Genomic DNA, 17,308 nt, shown 5'->3' on the forward strand with positions numbered 1-17,308 from the left:
TCTCATTACTTTGTTTCTTTTGCCTTTTTCCTTTTCGCTTTTACCTTTTGCTCCTGCGGAAGCACAAGCGATTCGCTTGGGTGTGGTGCGTAGCCCCGATAACGCTACCCAATGGAGCGGTATTACCACTCGGTTAGGCGAAAGCGGACTGCCTTATTGTGTGGTAGATTTGCAAAAAGTCCAGAATGCGGCAGATTTGAACGGGATATCGGTTCTTTTCTTGCCGAATGTGGAAAGTTTGACTCAAGAGCAGGCGATCGCTCTGGAAGGATGGATGAGCAAAGGCGGTCGTGCGATCGTCAGCGGGCCGGTGGGCAACCTCTCTCCCCCTGGCGTGCGCCAAATGTTACGCAGCCTCCTGGGCGCTTACTGGGCTTTTCCCCTCTCAGCACCGGAAGCGCTGCAACCCATGCGAACCAGAACGCAAGAGTGGGTGCGCCAAGAACTCAGCGGCACTATTCACGGCGGTGTCGTCATTCCTACCGGCTTGAACAGTCAAGCCGCCGCCACATGGACGATTAGCGACTCGCCACCGGCAGTTGTGACAACCAACCGGACAACTTTTTTTGGCTGGCGCTGGGGTGTCAACACTGCCGCTAGTTCCCAATTAGATTTGGCTTGGCTGAAGGCGGCTCTGACCCGTTACGGCAATATCGCCCAAGTAGGAACAGCACCCCAAACAACAGGCAATTGCGTTGCTCCCGGTGCCTTAGCCAATGTGGCTGCGGCTCCGGCAAGGGGGAGCGGGGGAGTCGGAGCGGGGGGGAGGGTTTCTCAGTCTCCAGCACCCAATCGTCAGTCACCAGTCGCGAGTCGGCCATCGGCTGTTCTCAATCGCCAGTCTCCACCACCCAGTCGTCAGTCTCCACCACCGACTGACCCAACCGAGCGGGTGGCAACCGCTGCCATTCGCCCTACACCGGGGGGAGAACCGATCGCAGCTAAAGACGCGATCGTGATGAGGCAAGAGCTGGCAAATTTGATCGGTCGCGTCGAAAGCGCCCTTTTAGCTGCCAACGCCGTTAATCCTAACGTGGCAAGGGAGCCGGGGAGTGGGGGAGCTCTGGAGGCGGGGAAAAAAGAAACTATCCCGATCGGCTCTGCTCCGACGGTCGCCTCTGCTTTCTCAGTCAGCACTCAAAATACAGTATTTGGTGCTTTACAAAAAGCGCGAGAAGTGCTTGACGGATTTCCCCAATGGGTTGCCAAACGAGACTACGCCACAGCTAGAAGTCAGTGGCTGCAAGCTCGTCAAAGTCTATGGAATCTGTACCCAACCGATAAGCCGATCGCACAATCGGAAGTGCGGGCAATTTGGCTCGATCGCGGTTCGATCGTGCAAGCAGCTTCCGAACGCGGCTTAGCCAGACTGTTCGATCGATTGGCTCAAGCTGGTATAAACACCGTCTTTTTTGAAACGGTCAATGCCGGCTACACCATTTATCCCAGTCGAGTCGCACCAGAACAAAACCCACTCACAAAAGGTTGGGACCCCCTAGCTTCAGCTGTAAAATTAGCCCGCGAACGCGGTATGGAATTGCACGCTTGGGTTTGGACTTTTGCAGCTGGCAATCAGCGCCATAATGCTATTCTCAACCAACCTCCTAACTATCCCGGCCCAATTATTTCCGCTCATCCCGATTGGGCAAATTACGATAATCAAGGTAGGATGATTCCGGCGGGACAAACGAAGCCTTTTTTAGATCCGGCCAATCCAGAAGTACGCCGCTATTTACTTAAGTTATTTGAGGAAATAATTACTCGCTATAACGTCGATGGATTGCAGATTGACTATATTCGCTACCCGTTTCAAGACCCCAGTCGGGGAGCTGTTTACGGTTACGGGAAAGCAGCGCGTCAGCTATTTCAGCAAATCAATAAGATTGACCCTATTAAAATTTCTCCCAGCAATCGTCCTCTGTGGCAAAAGTGGACAGAGTTTCGCACTAACCAAATCAATTCTTTTGTGGCGGAAGTATCGCAGATGGTACGAGAACGTCGCCCGAATTTAATTTTGTCGGCTGCTGTTTTCGGCTATCCCCTACAAGAACGAATTCAAAAGTTACAACAAAATTGGGAATTGTGGGCGAGAAGAGGCGATGTAGATTTGATTGTGCCGATGGCTTACGCTCAGGATACCAATCGTTTCGCGCAACTGGCGCAACCTTGGCTGAGCAATCAGGATATAGGCTCAACTTTGGTACTGCCGGGGATTTTGCTTTTAAACCTGCCCGAAATAAATGCGATCGATCAAATTCAGTTTATCAGAGATCTGCCGAACGGCGGTTACTCGTTGTTTGCCTTCGAGCATTTCGGTAACCACCTGCATTCCATTTTGAGTCGAACTCAAGGTACGGCACAACCACCAAGAGAGCCAATTCCCTACCGTCAACCTTTCGCCGCCGCTGCTTCCAGTTTCGGGGCTCTCCAGCGGGAATGGGCTTTTCTGCTGCAAATCAATCAACTTCAGATGACAGAAGCTGGGCGATCGTCTTTTAATACCAAAGGTGCTGCACTGGCAACAGTTTTAGATCGGCTGGCGCAACAGCCAAATGCTAATAATCTCGCTGCTGCAAGGAATTCTTTAAGGGATTTTCGCGCTCAGTTTGGCATTTGGATGAGGCAGCATTCTACACAGAATTCTTATCAAGTGCAAACATGGAATAATCGTATAGCTAGTTTGGAGAAGTTACTTAACTATGGTGAGCGAGTTGTGTTGAAACGAGCAAATTCTTCTGCGGCTCAAAGATAGTTTGAGAAATAAAACTATGGATGCACCAGATAGTTGAATGCAAGAAAAGCTCCCAATCCGGAGCCAATCCAACCAAACATCACCATAAAAATCAGCGTGACGATCGTTCTGCCAAGACCTGCACCGATCGCGCCTGCCTCCGGGGGCCCAGTGCGGCGATCGTCCCACGCAGTCAGCAATCCGTAAAAAACTGCGCCGACGATCGCTAGCAGTAATCCACCAATTATCGAGCCAGCCAATATCCAAAGTAAACTCCAGACAAAGCCAACGCGAGTCAACGCACTCCACAGAATTATCAGGGTGGGACTGACAAAGAGAATCAGAGCGAAGATGAAGCCAATCATGTTCGGAAGTTAAGGGCTGAATTTTTTCAGAATATACTCTGCCGACCATCCCAGCACAGCAAAGCCTCTTTCAGTAGACCGAAATCTACTATTTTTCAAGCTGTCTAGCCTCTAGCTAGGGATTAGGGGGAACAGGGAAGAAGGAAGACGGAGAGGGAAGAAAATTTCAGATTCGGTAAAACTCTGAAATCTGAAATTTGAAATCTCCCACTCCCCCGCTCCCCCGCTCCCCCGCTCTCCCAACAATAACGCCTATATGGTATTATTTGGTTAATGTTTAAGTCCTAAGATAGATGCTTTATAGCAATTCTTTTGATAATTCTCAAGGATTAACAGTCAATTCCGCAGAGCGCCCTAGCGGAGTCGATCGCTTAGAACTGATTTCCGTCATTATTCCTACCTGGAATCGGGCGGGTTTGATAAAGGACGCAATTCACAGCGTTCAGCAGCAAACCTGGCCTAATGTAGAGATTATTGTCGTAGATGATGGCTCTACTGATGAAACACCGACTATACTCGCAAATTTTCCCAGAATTCTTTATTTGCGACAAACACATCAGGGGCAGGGGGCAGCACGCAATTTAGGTCTTAGATATGCCCAAGGAACCTACTTAGCCACCCTCGATTCAGATGATGTTTGGCGGTCTAATTTTCTAGAACAATGTATTAACGCGATAAAAACCTACGATCTGGATTTGGTCTTTGCTAATTGGGAACTTTACCACTTTAATGGCGATCCGATCCCCAATCCTATAGAAAAAATAATTAATTGGCAGGATTACTCTATATTAGGTAACGGAAGATGGAGGCTGATTACACCCGATCGATGCCGCAATTTGTGCTTGGAAATTTGTCCTGCACCGTCTTCTGGTGTAGTATTTCGGCGAGCGAGTATCAGTGGAAACTGGAATACACAACTGAGAATTGCTGACGACTGGTGCTTTTTGCTAGAAACTGTTCTTTCCCAACCTTGTCGCGCTGGACTAACTAGAGAAATATTGTGGGTCAAACGTGCTGATGGAACTGGAATTCACGACGGGTGTTGTTGGCTAGATCTAATTGAAGACTTTGGTATCCATGATAATAAATTGATTTTAGATTATCTCGGTCACTTACTTACTAACCAAGAAAAACGTAAATTTATCCGTAACCGAGCTAGATGTTATGTTAGCGGAGCATGGCAATACTGGCAAAAATCAAATTGTCAGTTTCGGGCGTTGAGAATGTTATTATATTCTTTCGTCCTCAGTCCTGTAGATATACCAATTTACATTTTGGAAATTGTCAAAAATAAACTCAAAAAATATGTTCGTCATATAACAATTTTAAAATTGAATATCCAACAGGATTTTAAGCACTCGCAGAGATCGTCTCAATAAGGAAAAATTAACGTTTCCAGCACCAATCGAGTGTAGTAATAGGTATAACAGAGTAAATGTTATAGAGGAGTCAATGGTAATTGAAAAAAACTTAACTTTTATAAGAGAAGCTGGTACGACGATTAAAATCAGCCGTTTTGTATTTATGAGTTCTTGTTACGGTGTATGGGGTGGAAGTGAAGAACTTTGGTCATCAACTGCAAAGTATCTCAAGCAACAGGGACATGAAGTATATATTTATAAGACTAATGTTGTTTCAACTCATCATCGAATTAATCAATTAGAACAATTCAATATTCCTGTTTTTGATACCTTGCTTTTAGATGCTCAACAGGAAACATTAGATGCTCAGCAGGAAACATTACTAGGTCGAGTTTGGCGGCGTTTCAGTCAAGTGTGGATAATCAACAAAGTTATTCGCGGTTTAAGACGTTGCTATCGTTTTTTCAGTGAATGGTTACGTCCCCAATCACGGTTCGTTCCAGAAACTGAATTGCAATTAGAAGGTGAATTGCAATTAGAAAGTGAATTGCAATCATCTTTAGCCAAGGAGTTAGCACAACTAGATCCCAACTTAGTGATTATTTCACAGGGGGATAACTTTGATGGTTTGGAATTTGCTACTCTGTGTCGTCAAATGAATCTACCCTACATTATAATTTCCCACAAAGCAGGAGAAGATCGTTGGCCGATTGATGAAGTACGCCCATTGATGAAAGCAGCATTTCAAGAGGCAGTGAGATGTTATTTTGTCTCTCAACATAACCTGCAAGTTACGGAAATGCAGATTAGCCAGAAATTACTTCATGCTGAAGTAGTCAAAACCCTTATCTAACATCTGTAGTAGCTCCTCTACCTTGGCAAAACCCTGAAAATGGTTGCTTTAAACTTGCTTGTGTAGCTCGTCTTTGGCTGCTTGACAAAGGACAGGATATTCTGTTAAGAGTAATGGCGCAAAGTAAATGGAAATCGCGCCACATCTATGTGTCATTTTTTGGCGAGGGAGTCAATCGGAATGGATTGGTAGAGTTGGCACAGTTCTTAAATCTCAACAATGTTAGCTTTCCCGGTTTTGTGGAAAATATTGTTGATATTTGGCAGGAGTTTCATGCTTTGATTTTGCCTTCACGAGCAGAAGGACTCCCGATTACTTTGGTTGAAGCTATGATGTGCGGCAGATTTGGCATTGTGACCAATGTTGGAGGGGTTTCAGAAGTGGTGACAGACGATGTTACGGGGTTTATTGCGCCAACAGCTTCCTTTCATGCAATTGATGAAACGCTGGAGCGAGCGTGGCAACGTCGAAATGAATGGGAACAGATTGGTCGGAAAGCAGCAGTCTCGATTCGAGAAATTATTCCTTCCCATCCCGAACGTATTTTTGCAGATAAACTTTTGCAACTTTGCTCGCTTGCAAATAATGAATAAACAAACACTAAATTTTTTTCAACAGATGCTCGCTCTGGTGAGAGCAAAGGAATGGTGGTCATACAAGCTGGCTCCTGTTTTAGGAACTGCCTATGCTATTGCGGCAACTTCAAACATATCCTTAATTTCGCTTGGGAGTACGTTTTTATTTATCGTGATTGCTTTAGCGATCGGTGCAAGCTACGCCAGTGTAATTAATAATTTATGCGATCGAGAAGAAGATCGAATCAGTGGCAAAGCTAACTACTTTATAGGACGCTCTAATTTATTTAGCGCTTTGGTTACGATCGCGTGTATTGTACCAGGTCTTATCGGATCGGGACTATTGATTCAAATTCCTTTAGCCTTAAGCGTTTATATAGGAAACTGGCTACTTTTCACTATTTACTCTCTACCACCTATCCGTCTGAAAAACCGAGGTTTTTGGGGTGTTTTAGCAATTGCAGTGGGAGAAAGTTTGGTGCCGCAAATATTTGCTGTAATTTTAGTTGCTCATAATACTGGTAAATCACTATCAATAGTATGGCTAATAACGATCGCTATTTGGGCATTTGCATCAGGATTGAGAAGCATTCTTTGGCATCAAATATTTGATTGTGAAAACGATCGGCGTGCTGGTATCAATACATTTGCTGTCAATAATTCTACACAAACGTTGCAAAGACTTGGTAAATGGGTTGTCTTCCCCGCAGAATTTGGCTCTCTTACGGTCATATTACTAATCTCTCATAATATTTTCGTTTGGGCTTTTCTAGGCTTTTATTTAGTAACGGAATGGCTGAGACACTATTTTTGGCAATTAGATATCGTCATTGTTAAGCCTACAGAGAATCACAGACTTTTTCTATTTGAATATTACGATGTATTTTATCCTCTGGGATTTTTGTGTTTGACTAGCTGGAGAAATCCTGTAAATTTAATTATTTTAGGAATTCACTTATTATTTTATTATCAACGTCTATGGTTTTGGATCAAAGATTTCTGGGGTTTACTTAGATGGGATATTCCCACTCTCCTCCAGAAGGATATATAATAATATTAAAGAGCGCATTAATACTAAATTACAGGAAAATATGAAAATAGAACAAGTTTTAGAAACTTATGATGAAGCCTATGCAGAGGCTTACAATGAAAAATTTCTGACAGATATTCACTCGCAGACAAAAACCGCTTCTGAGCTTCAGATATTAACAGAACTTTTGCGCGAGAAAGGCAGTACAGTTCGTTGGTTGGATATTGCCTGCGGTACAGGGTACTATCTCAGTTGTTTTCCAGAAGTACAGAGAACAGGTTTAGACATTTCACAAGCAATGCTTAATCTTGCCAAACTAAAAAACCCTAATATTCCATTAATTCAAGGCAATTTTAGAGATAAATTGCTGATTAATAAAGGAGAATGGGATGTTATTTCCTCAATGTGGTGGGCTTATAGTTTTGCAGAATCTATATCAGAAATTGAGATATTGATCGAAAATATATCTGATTGGTTGACTGACGATGGTGTTTGCTTTATGCCCATTTGCGAACCTTCTAAAAATCTTTACAGCGATCCAACAAAAGTTCCTTATGTAGCATTTGAAGATGCGCCAGCTTATGGAGGAAAAATCTTAGTTACAGCAGTTATGTGGTCATGGATTCAGCCGAATGGTAAACGCCATGACAATATGCTTGTTCCTCAAATAGAATACATGATTGAACTATTTAAGAAGCATTTTGAGACTGTGGAGAGTATTGAATACGCCAATGGTTTTTACTGGGGGATTCTGGCAGCTAAAAATGCAAGGCAGTTTGAGAGTATCCGAACTCAGTTAATGAAGGAATCCGAATCTATTGCCGATGGGAGCGATCGAATATCTACTGACATCCCGCCTGTTGATTCTGCAAACTTTTTGCAGCGGCTGATTCGCAAGTTATTCCGCAGTTAGTAGTCACCATTACTCATAATTATTCAGGCTAGCTTACCAATTCATTCTACTACGCACTTTGTTAACTACTCTGCTGACTAAACTGGAACTACTAGCACAAGTTGCATTTTTCCTTTGACGCTCTGCTAATTTTTTGGCAAGCAAAGTTTTAGCATAGTTGTAAACTTCGCGTTCGCCAACAGTTAATTCATCAATTTGTTCAACTACATCAGGTGGGATTAAACCAGATTCTCTGTAACTTTTTTTGCCGATCGCCTGTCGTTTTGGGCCTATATTTTCGTGAGCAATTATCGATGGCGAATCAATACCGATAAAGTCACACACCAGAGAAACAGACTCAGCAAACTGCTCCACAACGCCAACTACTGCCATCTGGTCTAGCCGTTTTTTGGCTTTGTCTACTCTTTCTTTCATCTCAATCTCTGTTAATTCCTGAATATAGAAACTCTCAACTGAAAGCAAAGAAGTAGGCTGCTTGAGAAATGGAATTAAATCGATATCGGTACTGAGATAAAGAGTTTGAGGATTAGCTAATAATTTTCTGAAAAAATCAGTGTTGATACTTTTCCCAAGTTCATCAGAGGAAGTAATATCCGCTATAATTTGATTCCACTCTGATGGCAGATATTTTTGATATTTCGGAAGCATTTGTTGACAAAAATAGAAATTTGAGACTATATGCTCGAATGGATCTCGTAACATAGTTACGCAGCAAACATCACGTTCTAGCAGGCTAAAAAGTCCGGTGCCAAAATGACCCATAAAACATCGATAGCGATTAATCTGTTCTCGATTCAGAGTTAATAAATCTTGAATTTCATATACAGGCAAACAGTCTTCTGGCGGGTAAGCAGAGCGGATAATCGAACGCAGCGATATCCCGGCTGTTTTGGGGATATGGAAGAAGTAGATTGGTGGTAGTTCTGGCTTCATATAGTATCTCTAGCTGTTAGATTGCAGATAAATAAAACTCTTACTGTATATAACCAAGTTTAGCATCGGATCGGGATAACCTTTGATTTCAATAGTAAAAGGAATATCTTGAACACCTGTATGGAACAGTACTCTTTCCGTTTTCTTATCTGACAATATAACTTGTACTTTGTATTGACCGGGAAGTAAAGGAAATTTGTCGATCGTCAAACATAATTTATTATGCCCTTTAACTAACACATATTCTGTTTCAGGCATTCCACCTAATATCGCAACTAGCGGAAAAATCTCGTTATTTCCAATTAATAAACCTAATCGAACGTGACTATTTTCTATTTGGGAGTTACAAGTAACACAAAATTGAATGGAATCAAGAGTTTTTGGTTCGCTGCCATCAATTGCCAAAACTTCCAAGTTTTCAATCTGTAAATCAGGCAATAATTCTAAGTTAATGTCAGATCGATCGTATAATGATTGATTTTTGCTAATTACCGGATTTATTTGATTCACTGAAAGCGCTACATTTGGTTCTTTTGTGGCCAATAGTTTCGGCTCTTTTTCTAGCATCATTTTTTGATAGGTATGAATGACTTCTGTGGGTGAACCAATTTGTTTAATTTCTCCTCGATCCAAAATAATACAACGATCGCACAGATTTTGCACCGCGTAAAATTCGTGAGAAACTAGCAGAATAGCTCCTCCCCCAGCCGTGTATTCTTGTAGATAATTAATAAACTTTTGCCGAAAGCGAATGTCTCCACCGCCTAAAGCTTCATCAATAATAAAAATATCCGGTCGCATTTGGGTATAAATGGAAAAACATAACCGCAGTCTCATACCCGTGCTATAGCTACCAACTGGAGCATCAATAAATTCGCGAATGCCAGAATATTCGATAATTGCATCTACTACGTTATCAATTTGACGATGAGAAAATCCATGTATAGACAACTGATTGTAAATATTCTCCCGTCCAGTTTGAATTGGGTTAAGTCCGGCTTGATAGTCTATTAATACTACGCGATCGGTGTAATGAATAACTCGCCCTAAAGTAGGACGCAAAATACCCATTACTAAGTTAATGAGTGTACTTTTTCCTGCGCCATTATGTCCGATAACGCCAACAACTTCGCCCTGTTTGATCTGCAAATTGACATTTCTTAATGCCCAAAACTCACCCGGACGCAAAAAGTCGCCTCCATCTGGTAAACGGCGCAATTCTCGCCAAATATCGCTGGCTGTGTAGCACAATCCTAACTCTGGACGACGGCAAAAGCGTTTAGATAAATTTTCGATTTCTAATAGAATGCGTTCCATATACTAAATTAGCGATCGCTCCATGACATAAGGTAAACAAAGCCGACAAAACCACCAACCAGTCAATAGCAAAATTATACTAACTGGCAGCAATACTATTAAAATAATGATATTAAATTCTCCACTTCCATAAGCTAACCATCGAGCCGCTTCAAAAATATGGGTTAAAGGATTTAGCTGGTAGATTCGATACAACACGCCATCGGAACTAACTGGCACAAAAACGGGGGTGATGGCAAATAGAATCCAAGGAAAGAAATTCATAATATTTTCTAAGTCGCGGCTGAGCGCATTCCAGGGAGCTAACCATAAACCTATTCCTGTCCCCAAAACAACAATTAATCCCAAACAAATTAGCACTAAAGGCGCAGTAGTCGCAGGTGTGACCAGAAAAATGATAAAGACAAGCACCAAAACAGCTAGACGAACTAACGTACCGAAAATACATTGACCCAAGCTGGCCAAAACTAAACTCTCCATAGGAAATTTTTGCCTACTTAAAAGATGACGGTAATTAGAAAATAGGGTTCTTTGATTATTGAGAGCTTCTAGAAAAGTCTGAGCCATAATTAACCCAAAAATTCCATAAAGTTGAGGAGGAATTGCTCCTTTGTGTGCAGACAAGAAGCGCGATCGTTCTCCCAATGTTAGTAAAGCTGCTGTGACCAAGCAAGGAATAAAAGCCCAAAATAAACCTAACGTAGAATAACGGTATTGCTGTGCTATTCCTTGTAAAAATATAGATTTAGCTGTCCCAAAAGATTTTTTTAAATCATAAACTGCTAGCTTGATAAACTTTTTGGGTTGGTATAGTTGACTTGCCGCGCTATTAACTTTCATTCCTCTTGCTCTCCCAAAAATCAGGAAACAAAAATCTTAAATTCAGTAGGGGATCGACTTGACATAACTGCTTCTATACTTTAGCTTAAGTTACCACCAATCCCAACTATCCCTAAGTATTGACTTTGATTTTCTTTACAGCTATAGTCAAGATTGTGCAAAATATCAAATTTGCACTCAGACTCCAGTCAAAACATCAAAAAATTCCCAGATTTGCTTGAATTAAATGTTCTTCGATCGTGGTAAGCAGATTGTCTTTATCAGTTCTTGTCCCGAACCTTGGGGCGGCAGTGAAGAACTTTGGGCATCTGCGGCGCAGATTTTAGCAGAAAAAGGTCAAAAAGTAAAGGCGTACAAAACACTTGTAGTCGATCGACACTCCCGTATCCTAAAGCTACAATCTTCTGGAATACCTGTAGTAGACATTTATCGTCTGAAATTTTCCAGGCAACTTCGATACCTGAACAGAATTATACCTGGTAGATGGCAATTTTTACCGTTAGATCCGATCGATATTATCCTAGCTCATCAATTGAAAAAGTTGCAGCCTGATTTAGTAGTAATTTCTCAAGGTGAAAATTTTGACGGGTTGAGATTTGCTAATATTTGTTTTCGCCAGAAATTATCCTATGTAATTATTTGCCAAAAAGCAGTTGATTGCTACTGGCCACACGATGAAATACGTCCAGTAATGCAGGAAGTATTTCGGAGTGCTAAACGCTGTTTCTTTGTGGCGGAACACAATTTATTGCTCACAGAAGCTCAGATTGGGGAAAAACTTAATAATGCGGAAGTAGTGAGAAATCCTTATTGCGTTAGTCCCTCCAACTTGCTACCTTGGTCTGACATTAATGATGGTTTATACCTAGCTTGTGTGGGTCGGTTGTTTATCTACGATAAAGGACAAGACATTCTGTTAAGAGTATTAGCTCAAGAGAAATGGAAAAAAAGAAAGCTTTATGTCAATTTTTTCGGACAAGGAATTCATCGGGAAGCGCTAGTTGGTATGGCTAAATACTTGAATATTACTAATGTTAGTTTCCCTGGCTTTATTGAAGATATTACTGAGGTTTGGCGTCATCATCACGCTCTAATATTGCCCTCAAGATGTGAGGGTTTACCATTAGTTTTAGTAGAAGCAATGATGTGTGGCAGGTTGGGAATTGTTACAGATGTAGGTGGTATACCAGAAATAATAGAAGATAATCTCACTGGATTTTTAGCGGCTGGAGCTAATTTTCATGCCTTAGATGAAGCTATGGAAAGAGCTTGGAGTCAACGCTATGAATGGGAAAAAATAGGACAAAAAGCAGCACGGTCTATCCGCAATATTATCAAATCCGAGCCGAGCGAAGATTTTGTTACTAAGTTAATGGAAATAATTTCTTAAATAATCGATTTAACCGAACACGACAGCGGTTTGCAGATGCGTGAGTGGACATAATTTTGTGCGATCGCTCACTCAACCGCTATTTTAAATGCTGTACCTCACTTATTTGCAAGCCGCTGTATTTTACGGGATTCTCACTATCATTCACCGCTCCCGTAGGATTCGTTGACAATCTTGCCGCGAAACACCACATAGTTATAGATGTTGTAGGACAAGACAATCGGAATCAAAAAACCGATGAATGTCAACATAAAAACTAGGGAACTTGGGGATGCTGCGGCTTGGTAAATTGTAACGCTGGGGGGAATAATTTTCGGGAAAATTACAAATCCCAATCCTATAAACGATAGGGAAAAAATGAGAAATGTCCAAACCAAGGGAGCATTTTCTTGGCGACGCTGGAGACTTCGCAACAGTAAAGCTACTAACACGATACCTAAAATGGGAATGAGTCCGAAGATATAGACAAGCGGTGCTGTAAACAGTTGTGTTCTGGCTTGTTCGGAAAAAATCGGTGTGCTGATGGTGATGAAAATTGCACCTGCTAAGGTTGTCCAAGTGGCGAGCGTTGCGGTTTTATAATGGGTATTTTGCAACTCGCCACTGGTTTTGAGAATCAGATAGGTAGACCCAATCAACACATACCCTTGAATCAGAGTGAGTGCAACTACGATCGATCTCCAAGTCAGCCAATCCCATATCCCGCCAGCAAAGTGTCCGGCGGCATCTACTTTAATGCCTTCAAACACGCTACCGAGGGCAAATCCCTGCCCCAAAGCAGCCAGAAAACTGCCTATCCCAAAGGTGATATTCCAGATGAATTTGCGCTCGGCATTTTCCCGAAACTCAAACGAAACCGCTCGCAGAATCAAGCCTACCACCATAATCACCGCAGGCAGATAAAGGGCGTTCAAAATGGTGGCATAAGCGAGGGGAAATGCCCCAAACAGGGAACCGCCCATTAGCACCAGCCAAGTTTCGTTCGCGTCCCAGACATTTCCCAGACTCGTCATCAAAATACTGCGCCGTTCCTCGCTTGATGCTGTGAGGGAGAGAATCCCAACACCTAAGTCAAAGCCATCCAGCAAAACGTAAAGAAACAGAAACAAACCCAGAATGAAAAACCATACTTGGGGGAGAAACTGTTGTAAGGGTTGTAAAGGTTCCATTTCAGCTCCTATTGTTGCGTTTCTGCGGGACGCCGATCGCGTTCGTGTTGAGCGGGTTCTATATTTAGTTTGGGCTCAGTTGCTTCGTGAGGTGCGGCGAGTTGCAGGTTAGGCCCCTTACGTATAATTCTGCTCCCAAAATACAAAACAGCGACAAAAAAGACAATGTACATACTGGTTAAACCTGTGAGAGAAAACAAGACTTCCCCCGCAGGTATATGAGAAGCTGAATCGACGGTGCGTAGTTGATTGTACACGAGCCAAGGTTGCCTTCCCACACAGCGCACGATCCAACCCGTTTCTACAGCAATGTACCCCAAGGGGGCGGCAAACACCCAGCCACGCATCAGCCATTTCTGTTGGGCGATTGCTTCTGGCGATAGTTTACCGCGCAGCCATTGCACTGCACTCGCTAGCATCACTCCGACTAAAAATAAGCCAATTCCTACCATGATGCGGAACGAGTAGTAAATCAAACCAATCATATGGGGACGGTTGGCGGGTTGCCATTCTTTTAATCCCTTGACTGGCGTATCGAGGGCGGGTTTGACTTCCAGTAAGTAACTCAAAGCACCGGGGATTTTTATTTCCCATTCGTTGCGTTCGGCGCGATCGTTAGGTAATGCTAACACACTCCAACCGGCAGGCTGTCCGGCGGGGACGGTTTCCCACTGCGCCTCCATTGCCGCTAATTTGGCGGGTTGATGGTGGTATACTTGTTCGGCGCTCAGGTGTCCGATGAAAATTTGTAAGGGTGCAACGGCGATCGCAACTGCTAAAACGACTTTCAGCGATCGGGAAAAGAAAGCGACATCACGTTGTTGGAGGACATACCAGGCACTAATGCCGCCAATGACAAACAGCGAAGTCTCCAATGTAGCAAAGAACATATGCAGAAAGCTGTTTACCATGAACGGATTGGCGATCGCCTGAAAATAATCTTGTACCACAAACTTGCCATTGACAAACACTCCGCCAGCGGGAGTTTGCAACCAGGAGTTGGCTGACAAAATCCAAAATGTGGAAAGGTTGGCTCCAAATGCTACCAGTATTGTCGATATCCAGTGTACGATCGGCGGTACTCGTTCCCAACCAAACAGCATAATGCCCAGGAAACTAGCCTCCAGCATAAATGCCATCGTGCCTTCAAAGCCCAGCACCGTTCCAAAAAAGTCACCCACTGCTTCCGAGAAGGGTGCCCAGTTCAAGCCAAATTGAAACGCCATTGGCAATCCCGATGCTACCCCAATCCCAAAGTTCAGGATGTACAGCTTTGACCAAAAGCGGGCGTGGTGATAGTAATCCAAATTGCGGGTTTTCAGCCACAAACCCTCAATAATGACGAGATAAATAGCCATTCCCGTTGTTAAAACGGGCCAAAGCATATGAAAAATGGCCGTTAGCGCAAACTGAAGGCGCGATAGGGCTACGGTATTGGAAAGCAATTCTATCATGTTGGTTTTTGGTGTAATTTAAAACAGATGTTACAGCGGTCAAATATTTTGTAACTCTTGCATCTCAAATAAATCAAGCGACTCAAGGTCATATTTAACCAATTTATAGATTTATTTTATGGTTTCAGAAAATACAGCTAAAGGTATGGGAAATGGGGAAAGGGGAAAAAGGGAAAAAAAGGAGGTAGCCGATCGGCTGTCAAACAAATTTGAGCGATCGCCGCAGTGCGGGAGCATTTGGGCCATCAGCCATGCTGTTAGTTGGGTTCATAGTAACTTCTGTGTTGCGCCTACTGTTACCAATGATGACGAATCCCGAAACTTTGATGCTAGAAGGTGATTATAAACTTTTATAATCTCGTGTGTATTTTCTGGTGTTATGCAGTAGAATTATCTGAAATGATGGATGGAAGCAGAAAATAAATCTGGGTTCTCGGAATAATCAAAACTTTGTCGCTATACCTCATACACGGTTTATGGAAATGCTAACTTATCAAGCCCAGTTAGCGGGAGTAGCTGTGAAAATTGTCGAAGAAAGTTATACCTCTAAGTGTTCTTTTTGAGACAATGAACCGATAGTAAGCATTGCGAGTACAAAGGTAAGCGAATTAAAAGAGGTTTGTTTGGCGCTAGTGACGGTAGGCTGATTAATGCAGACGTTAATGGCAGTGCTAATATGGTTAGAAAAGTATTTCCCAACGCTTACACCGAGGGAATGCAGGGCGTGGTAGTACGTCCTCTAAGGGTCACACCTTACAAAATGGTTGTACCGGGCAAGTGAGATATTTGCCTAGAAAACCTGTAACTATATTGCTCTGTTGTAAAGTCAGCGTCGAAATTTCCAGTGCCAAGAATAGTCGCGATCGTCAACGGTAAAGGAGGAGTAGGTAAAACTACTACCGCTGTCAATTTGGCTGCTACTTTCTCAAAGAAAAGAAAAGTTCTTCTAGTCGATGCAGATATTCAAGGTTCTGCTACTTGGTGGATTGAGCGCAATAAGGAAAAATGGAACTTTGAGTTAGCCCAAGAGACAGACCCACAACTTTTGAGTAGTTTACGCCAGATAGAAGGGTATGATTTAGTAGTGGTGGATACGCCTCCGGCGCTGCGATCGGAAGCATTAGCGGCGGTAGTGTCGATCGCCGATTATCTCGTTTTGCCAACACCACCAGCGCCGATGGATCTGGCTGTGCTGATTGATACGGTACGTCAAGCAGTTACGCCGATGGGTATTGCTCATCGCGTGCTTCTGACTAGAGTCGATTCTCGCAGTTTGGGGGAAGCGCTGGAAGCCCAAAACACCCTCCTGGAGTTGGGAATCCCCGCCTGCAATGCCTTTGTCCGCTCCTACAAAGCCCACGAACGAGCGGCGCTGGAGGGCGTGCCGATCGCGGAATGGCGAGGGAACAATGCACGGGAAGCTGAGGCTGATTACCGCCGCGTGGCTGATGAACTACAGCGTGATTGGAGAAAATAATGGCTACTAGAAAACGGATTTCCGATTTGCTACGTCAAGAAGCGCAAAAATTACCCGAAAATGAAGATAAACCCACCATCGATACTACTGCTAAGGTGGTTGTAGAAGAAGAAGCGCTAGTAGTAACCGAATCAGCAACAGATAAAGTAGACCAAAATACTGAGAAAGATTCTAGTCCAACTAAGGCTGAGTTAGAGGCAACGATTGCCGAATTAAAAGCAGCTTTGGCACAAACGAAGGAATTAGAAATCGCTCATCAACACGAAGTTTCTTTGCAGCAACAAGTGATTGATTTACAAGCAGAATTAGGAGAACAAAAATCTCTGGTTCAAAAGTTGCAGCAAGATTTAGAACAAGTTAAAGCACTCAAAGCGGAACTGGAGAAAACTAAAAAAGAAGCTTTGAAATTGGCAGAAGCTAATTCTAAATTGATTGAAGAAAACAATGCTTTCAAGAAAGAAAAGGAAAGTATTCAAACGCTGAAATTAGAACTAGAGAAAACTAAAAAAGAAGCTTTAGAATTAGCCGAAAGTAATTCTAAATTGATTGAAGAAAACAATGGTTTCAAGAAAGGAAAGGAAAGTATTACTACCCGCACCTACAAACCAATCGAGCGTAAAATAGGCACAAATTCGCCAAATGAAAGTAATAAATCTGATGATTTTGCTAACAAAATGTGGTTGTTGGATTAGTCGCTTTGTAAGTTGAATTAGGGGATGGCTTACAGTGCGCTTCCTCTGAGTTTCCAGGAGCGATCGGCGTTCAATAAGTTTTTCAAGCAAAGACTTTCCCGCCTTTGCTTGAAAACTCTCTAAGTAGAAAGGCAGCTATAGTTTAAGTGATACTAAATATCCTTTTATGATTCCCTTTTTAAATGCACCGCAAAGGACGCAAAGAACA

The 17,308-nt window shown here is 42.8% G+C and carries 15 protein-coding genes and 2 pseudogenes; 11 read left to right on the plus strand and 6 right to left on the minus strand.

Features of this window, described 5'->3' with window-relative positions:
• Positions 1 to 19: 19 nt before the first annotated feature.
• Entirely contained in the window at positions 20 to 2,752 is a 2,733-nt protein-coding gene (locus ACE1CD_RS21840) for a glycoside hydrolase family 10 protein (protein ID WP_374826228.1), read from the plus strand.
• A 14-nt stretch (positions 2,753 to 2,766) separates the two neighbouring features.
• On the opposite strand, the gene ACE1CD_RS21845 is transcribed toward ACE1CD_RS21840, so the two are convergent.
• Complete coding sequence (locus ACE1CD_RS21845; RefSeq protein ID WP_374826229.1) at positions 2,767 to 3,096, minus strand: hypothetical protein; 330 nt, start codon at positions 3,094 to 3,096, stop codon at positions 2,767 to 2,769.
• 293 nt (positions 3,097 to 3,389) lie between these two features.
• Between ACE1CD_RS21845 and ACE1CD_RS21850 the strand changes: the two genes are divergently transcribed.
• The 5 genes and pseudogenes from ACE1CD_RS21850 (at position 3,390) to ACE1CD_RS21870 (ending at position 7,828) form a co-directional block, all read left to right on the plus strand.
• Entirely contained in the window at positions 3,390 to 4,475 is a 1,086-nt protein-coding gene (locus tag ACE1CD_RS21850) for a glycosyltransferase family 2 protein (RefSeq protein ID WP_374826230.1), read from the plus strand.
• A gap of 73 nt (positions 4,476 to 4,548) precedes the next feature.
• Positions 4,549 to 5,310 carry a hypothetical protein gene (locus ACE1CD_RS21855; protein ID WP_374826231.1) on the plus strand — a complete coding sequence of 254 codons (762 nt, stop codon included), beginning with the start codon at positions 4,549 to 4,551 and terminating at the stop codon, positions 5,308 to 5,310.
• Between the two features lie 62 nt (positions 5,311 to 5,372).
• Positions 5,373 to 5,903, plus strand: a pseudogene (locus tag ACE1CD_RS21860) (glycosyltransferase); the annotation flags it as partial.
• The gene (locus tag ACE1CD_RS21865; protein ID WP_374826232.1) at positions 5,896 to 6,936 is read left to right on the plus strand and encodes a UbiA family prenyltransferase; all 1,041 of its coding nucleotides are present in this window, start codon (positions 5,896 to 5,898) and stop codon (positions 6,934 to 6,936) included. The pseudogene ACE1CD_RS21860 and the gene ACE1CD_RS21865, both read left to right, overlap by 8 nt.
• Positions 6,937 to 6,976: 40 nt before the next feature.
• Entirely contained in the window at positions 6,977 to 7,828 is an 852-nt protein-coding gene (locus ACE1CD_RS21870; RefSeq protein WP_374826233.1) for a class I SAM-dependent DNA methyltransferase, read from the plus strand.
• A gap of 33 nt (positions 7,829 to 7,861) precedes the next feature.
• On the opposite strand, the gene ACE1CD_RS21875 is transcribed toward ACE1CD_RS21870, so the two are convergent.
• From ACE1CD_RS21875 to ACE1CD_RS21885, 3 genes are read right to left on the minus strand one after another with little or no spacing between them, the layout of a single operon-like run.
• Positions 7,862 to 8,761 (minus strand): hypothetical protein, encoded by a 900-nt coding sequence (locus ACE1CD_RS21875; protein ID WP_374826234.1) that lies wholly within the window; start codon positions 8,759 to 8,761, stop codon positions 7,862 to 7,864.
• 9 nt (positions 8,762 to 8,770) lie between these two features.
• Positions 8,771 to 10,078: an ABC transporter ATP-binding protein gene (locus ACE1CD_RS21880; protein ID WP_374826235.1), complete on the minus strand. Its 1,308-nt coding sequence runs from the start codon at positions 10,076 to 10,078 to the stop codon at positions 8,771 to 8,773.
• A gap of 3 nt (positions 10,079 to 10,081) precedes the next feature.
• Positions 10,082 to 10,918 (minus strand): ABC transporter permease, encoded by an 837-nt coding sequence (locus ACE1CD_RS21885; RefSeq protein WP_374826236.1) that lies wholly within the window; start codon positions 10,916 to 10,918, stop codon positions 10,082 to 10,084.
• A 226-nt stretch (positions 10,919 to 11,144) separates the two neighbouring features.
• On the opposite strand from ACE1CD_RS21885, the gene ACE1CD_RS21890 reads away from it, so the two are divergent.
• Positions 11,145 to 12,308, plus strand: coding sequence for a glycosyltransferase family 4 protein (locus ACE1CD_RS21890; RefSeq protein ID WP_374826237.1), 1,164 nt, complete (start codon positions 11,145 to 11,147; stop codon positions 12,306 to 12,308).
• Positions 12,309 to 12,448: 140 nt separating this feature from the next.
• Here the strand turns inward: ACE1CD_RS21890 and cydB are convergent, their stop codons facing one another.
• Both cydB and ACE1CD_RS21900 read right to left on the minus strand, forming a co-directional pair.
• Positions 12,449 to 13,477, minus strand: coding sequence for a cytochrome d ubiquinol oxidase subunit II (gene cydB, locus ACE1CD_RS21895; protein ID WP_374826238.1), 1,029 nt, complete (start codon positions 13,475 to 13,477; stop codon positions 12,449 to 12,451).
• A gap of 8 nt (positions 13,478 to 13,485) precedes the next feature.
• Positions 13,486 to 14,928 carry a cytochrome ubiquinol oxidase subunit I gene (locus ACE1CD_RS21900; protein WP_374826274.1) on the minus strand — a complete coding sequence of 481 codons (1,443 nt, stop codon included), beginning with the start codon at positions 14,926 to 14,928 and terminating at the stop codon, positions 13,486 to 13,488.
• Positions 14,929 to 15,049: 121 nt separating this feature from the next.
• On the opposite strand from ACE1CD_RS21900, the gene ACE1CD_RS21905 reads away from it, so the two are divergent.
• From ACE1CD_RS21905 to ACE1CD_RS21920, 4 genes and pseudogenes are all read left to right on the plus strand, one after another.
• Entirely contained in the window at positions 15,050 to 15,271 is a 222-nt protein-coding gene (locus ACE1CD_RS21905) for a hypothetical protein (protein ID WP_374826239.1), read from the plus strand.
• 76 nt (positions 15,272 to 15,347) lie between these two features.
• A pseudogene (locus ACE1CD_RS21910) lies at positions 15,348 to 15,494 on the plus strand (IS200/IS605 family accessory protein TnpB-related protein); the annotation flags it as partial.
• A 281-nt stretch (positions 15,495 to 15,775) separates the two neighbouring features.
• Positions 15,776 to 16,408, plus strand: coding sequence for a ParA family protein (locus tag ACE1CD_RS21915; RefSeq protein WP_374794586.1), 633 nt, complete (start codon positions 15,776 to 15,778; stop codon positions 16,406 to 16,408).
• The gene (locus ACE1CD_RS21920) at positions 16,408 to 17,100 is read left to right on the plus strand and encodes a hypothetical protein (protein WP_374826240.1); all 693 of its coding nucleotides are present in this window, start codon (positions 16,408 to 16,410) and stop codon (positions 17,098 to 17,100) included. The genes ACE1CD_RS21915 and ACE1CD_RS21920 overlap by 1 nt, the downstream gene beginning before the upstream one ends.
• Positions 17,101 to 17,308: the final 208 nt, after the last annotated feature.

It is taken from the genome of Aerosakkonema sp. BLCC-F183 (assembly GCF_041929145.1).
In the GTDB taxonomy this organism is placed as follows: Bacteria; Cyanobacteriota; Cyanobacteriia; order Cyanobacteriales; family Aerosakkonemataceae; genus Aerosakkonema.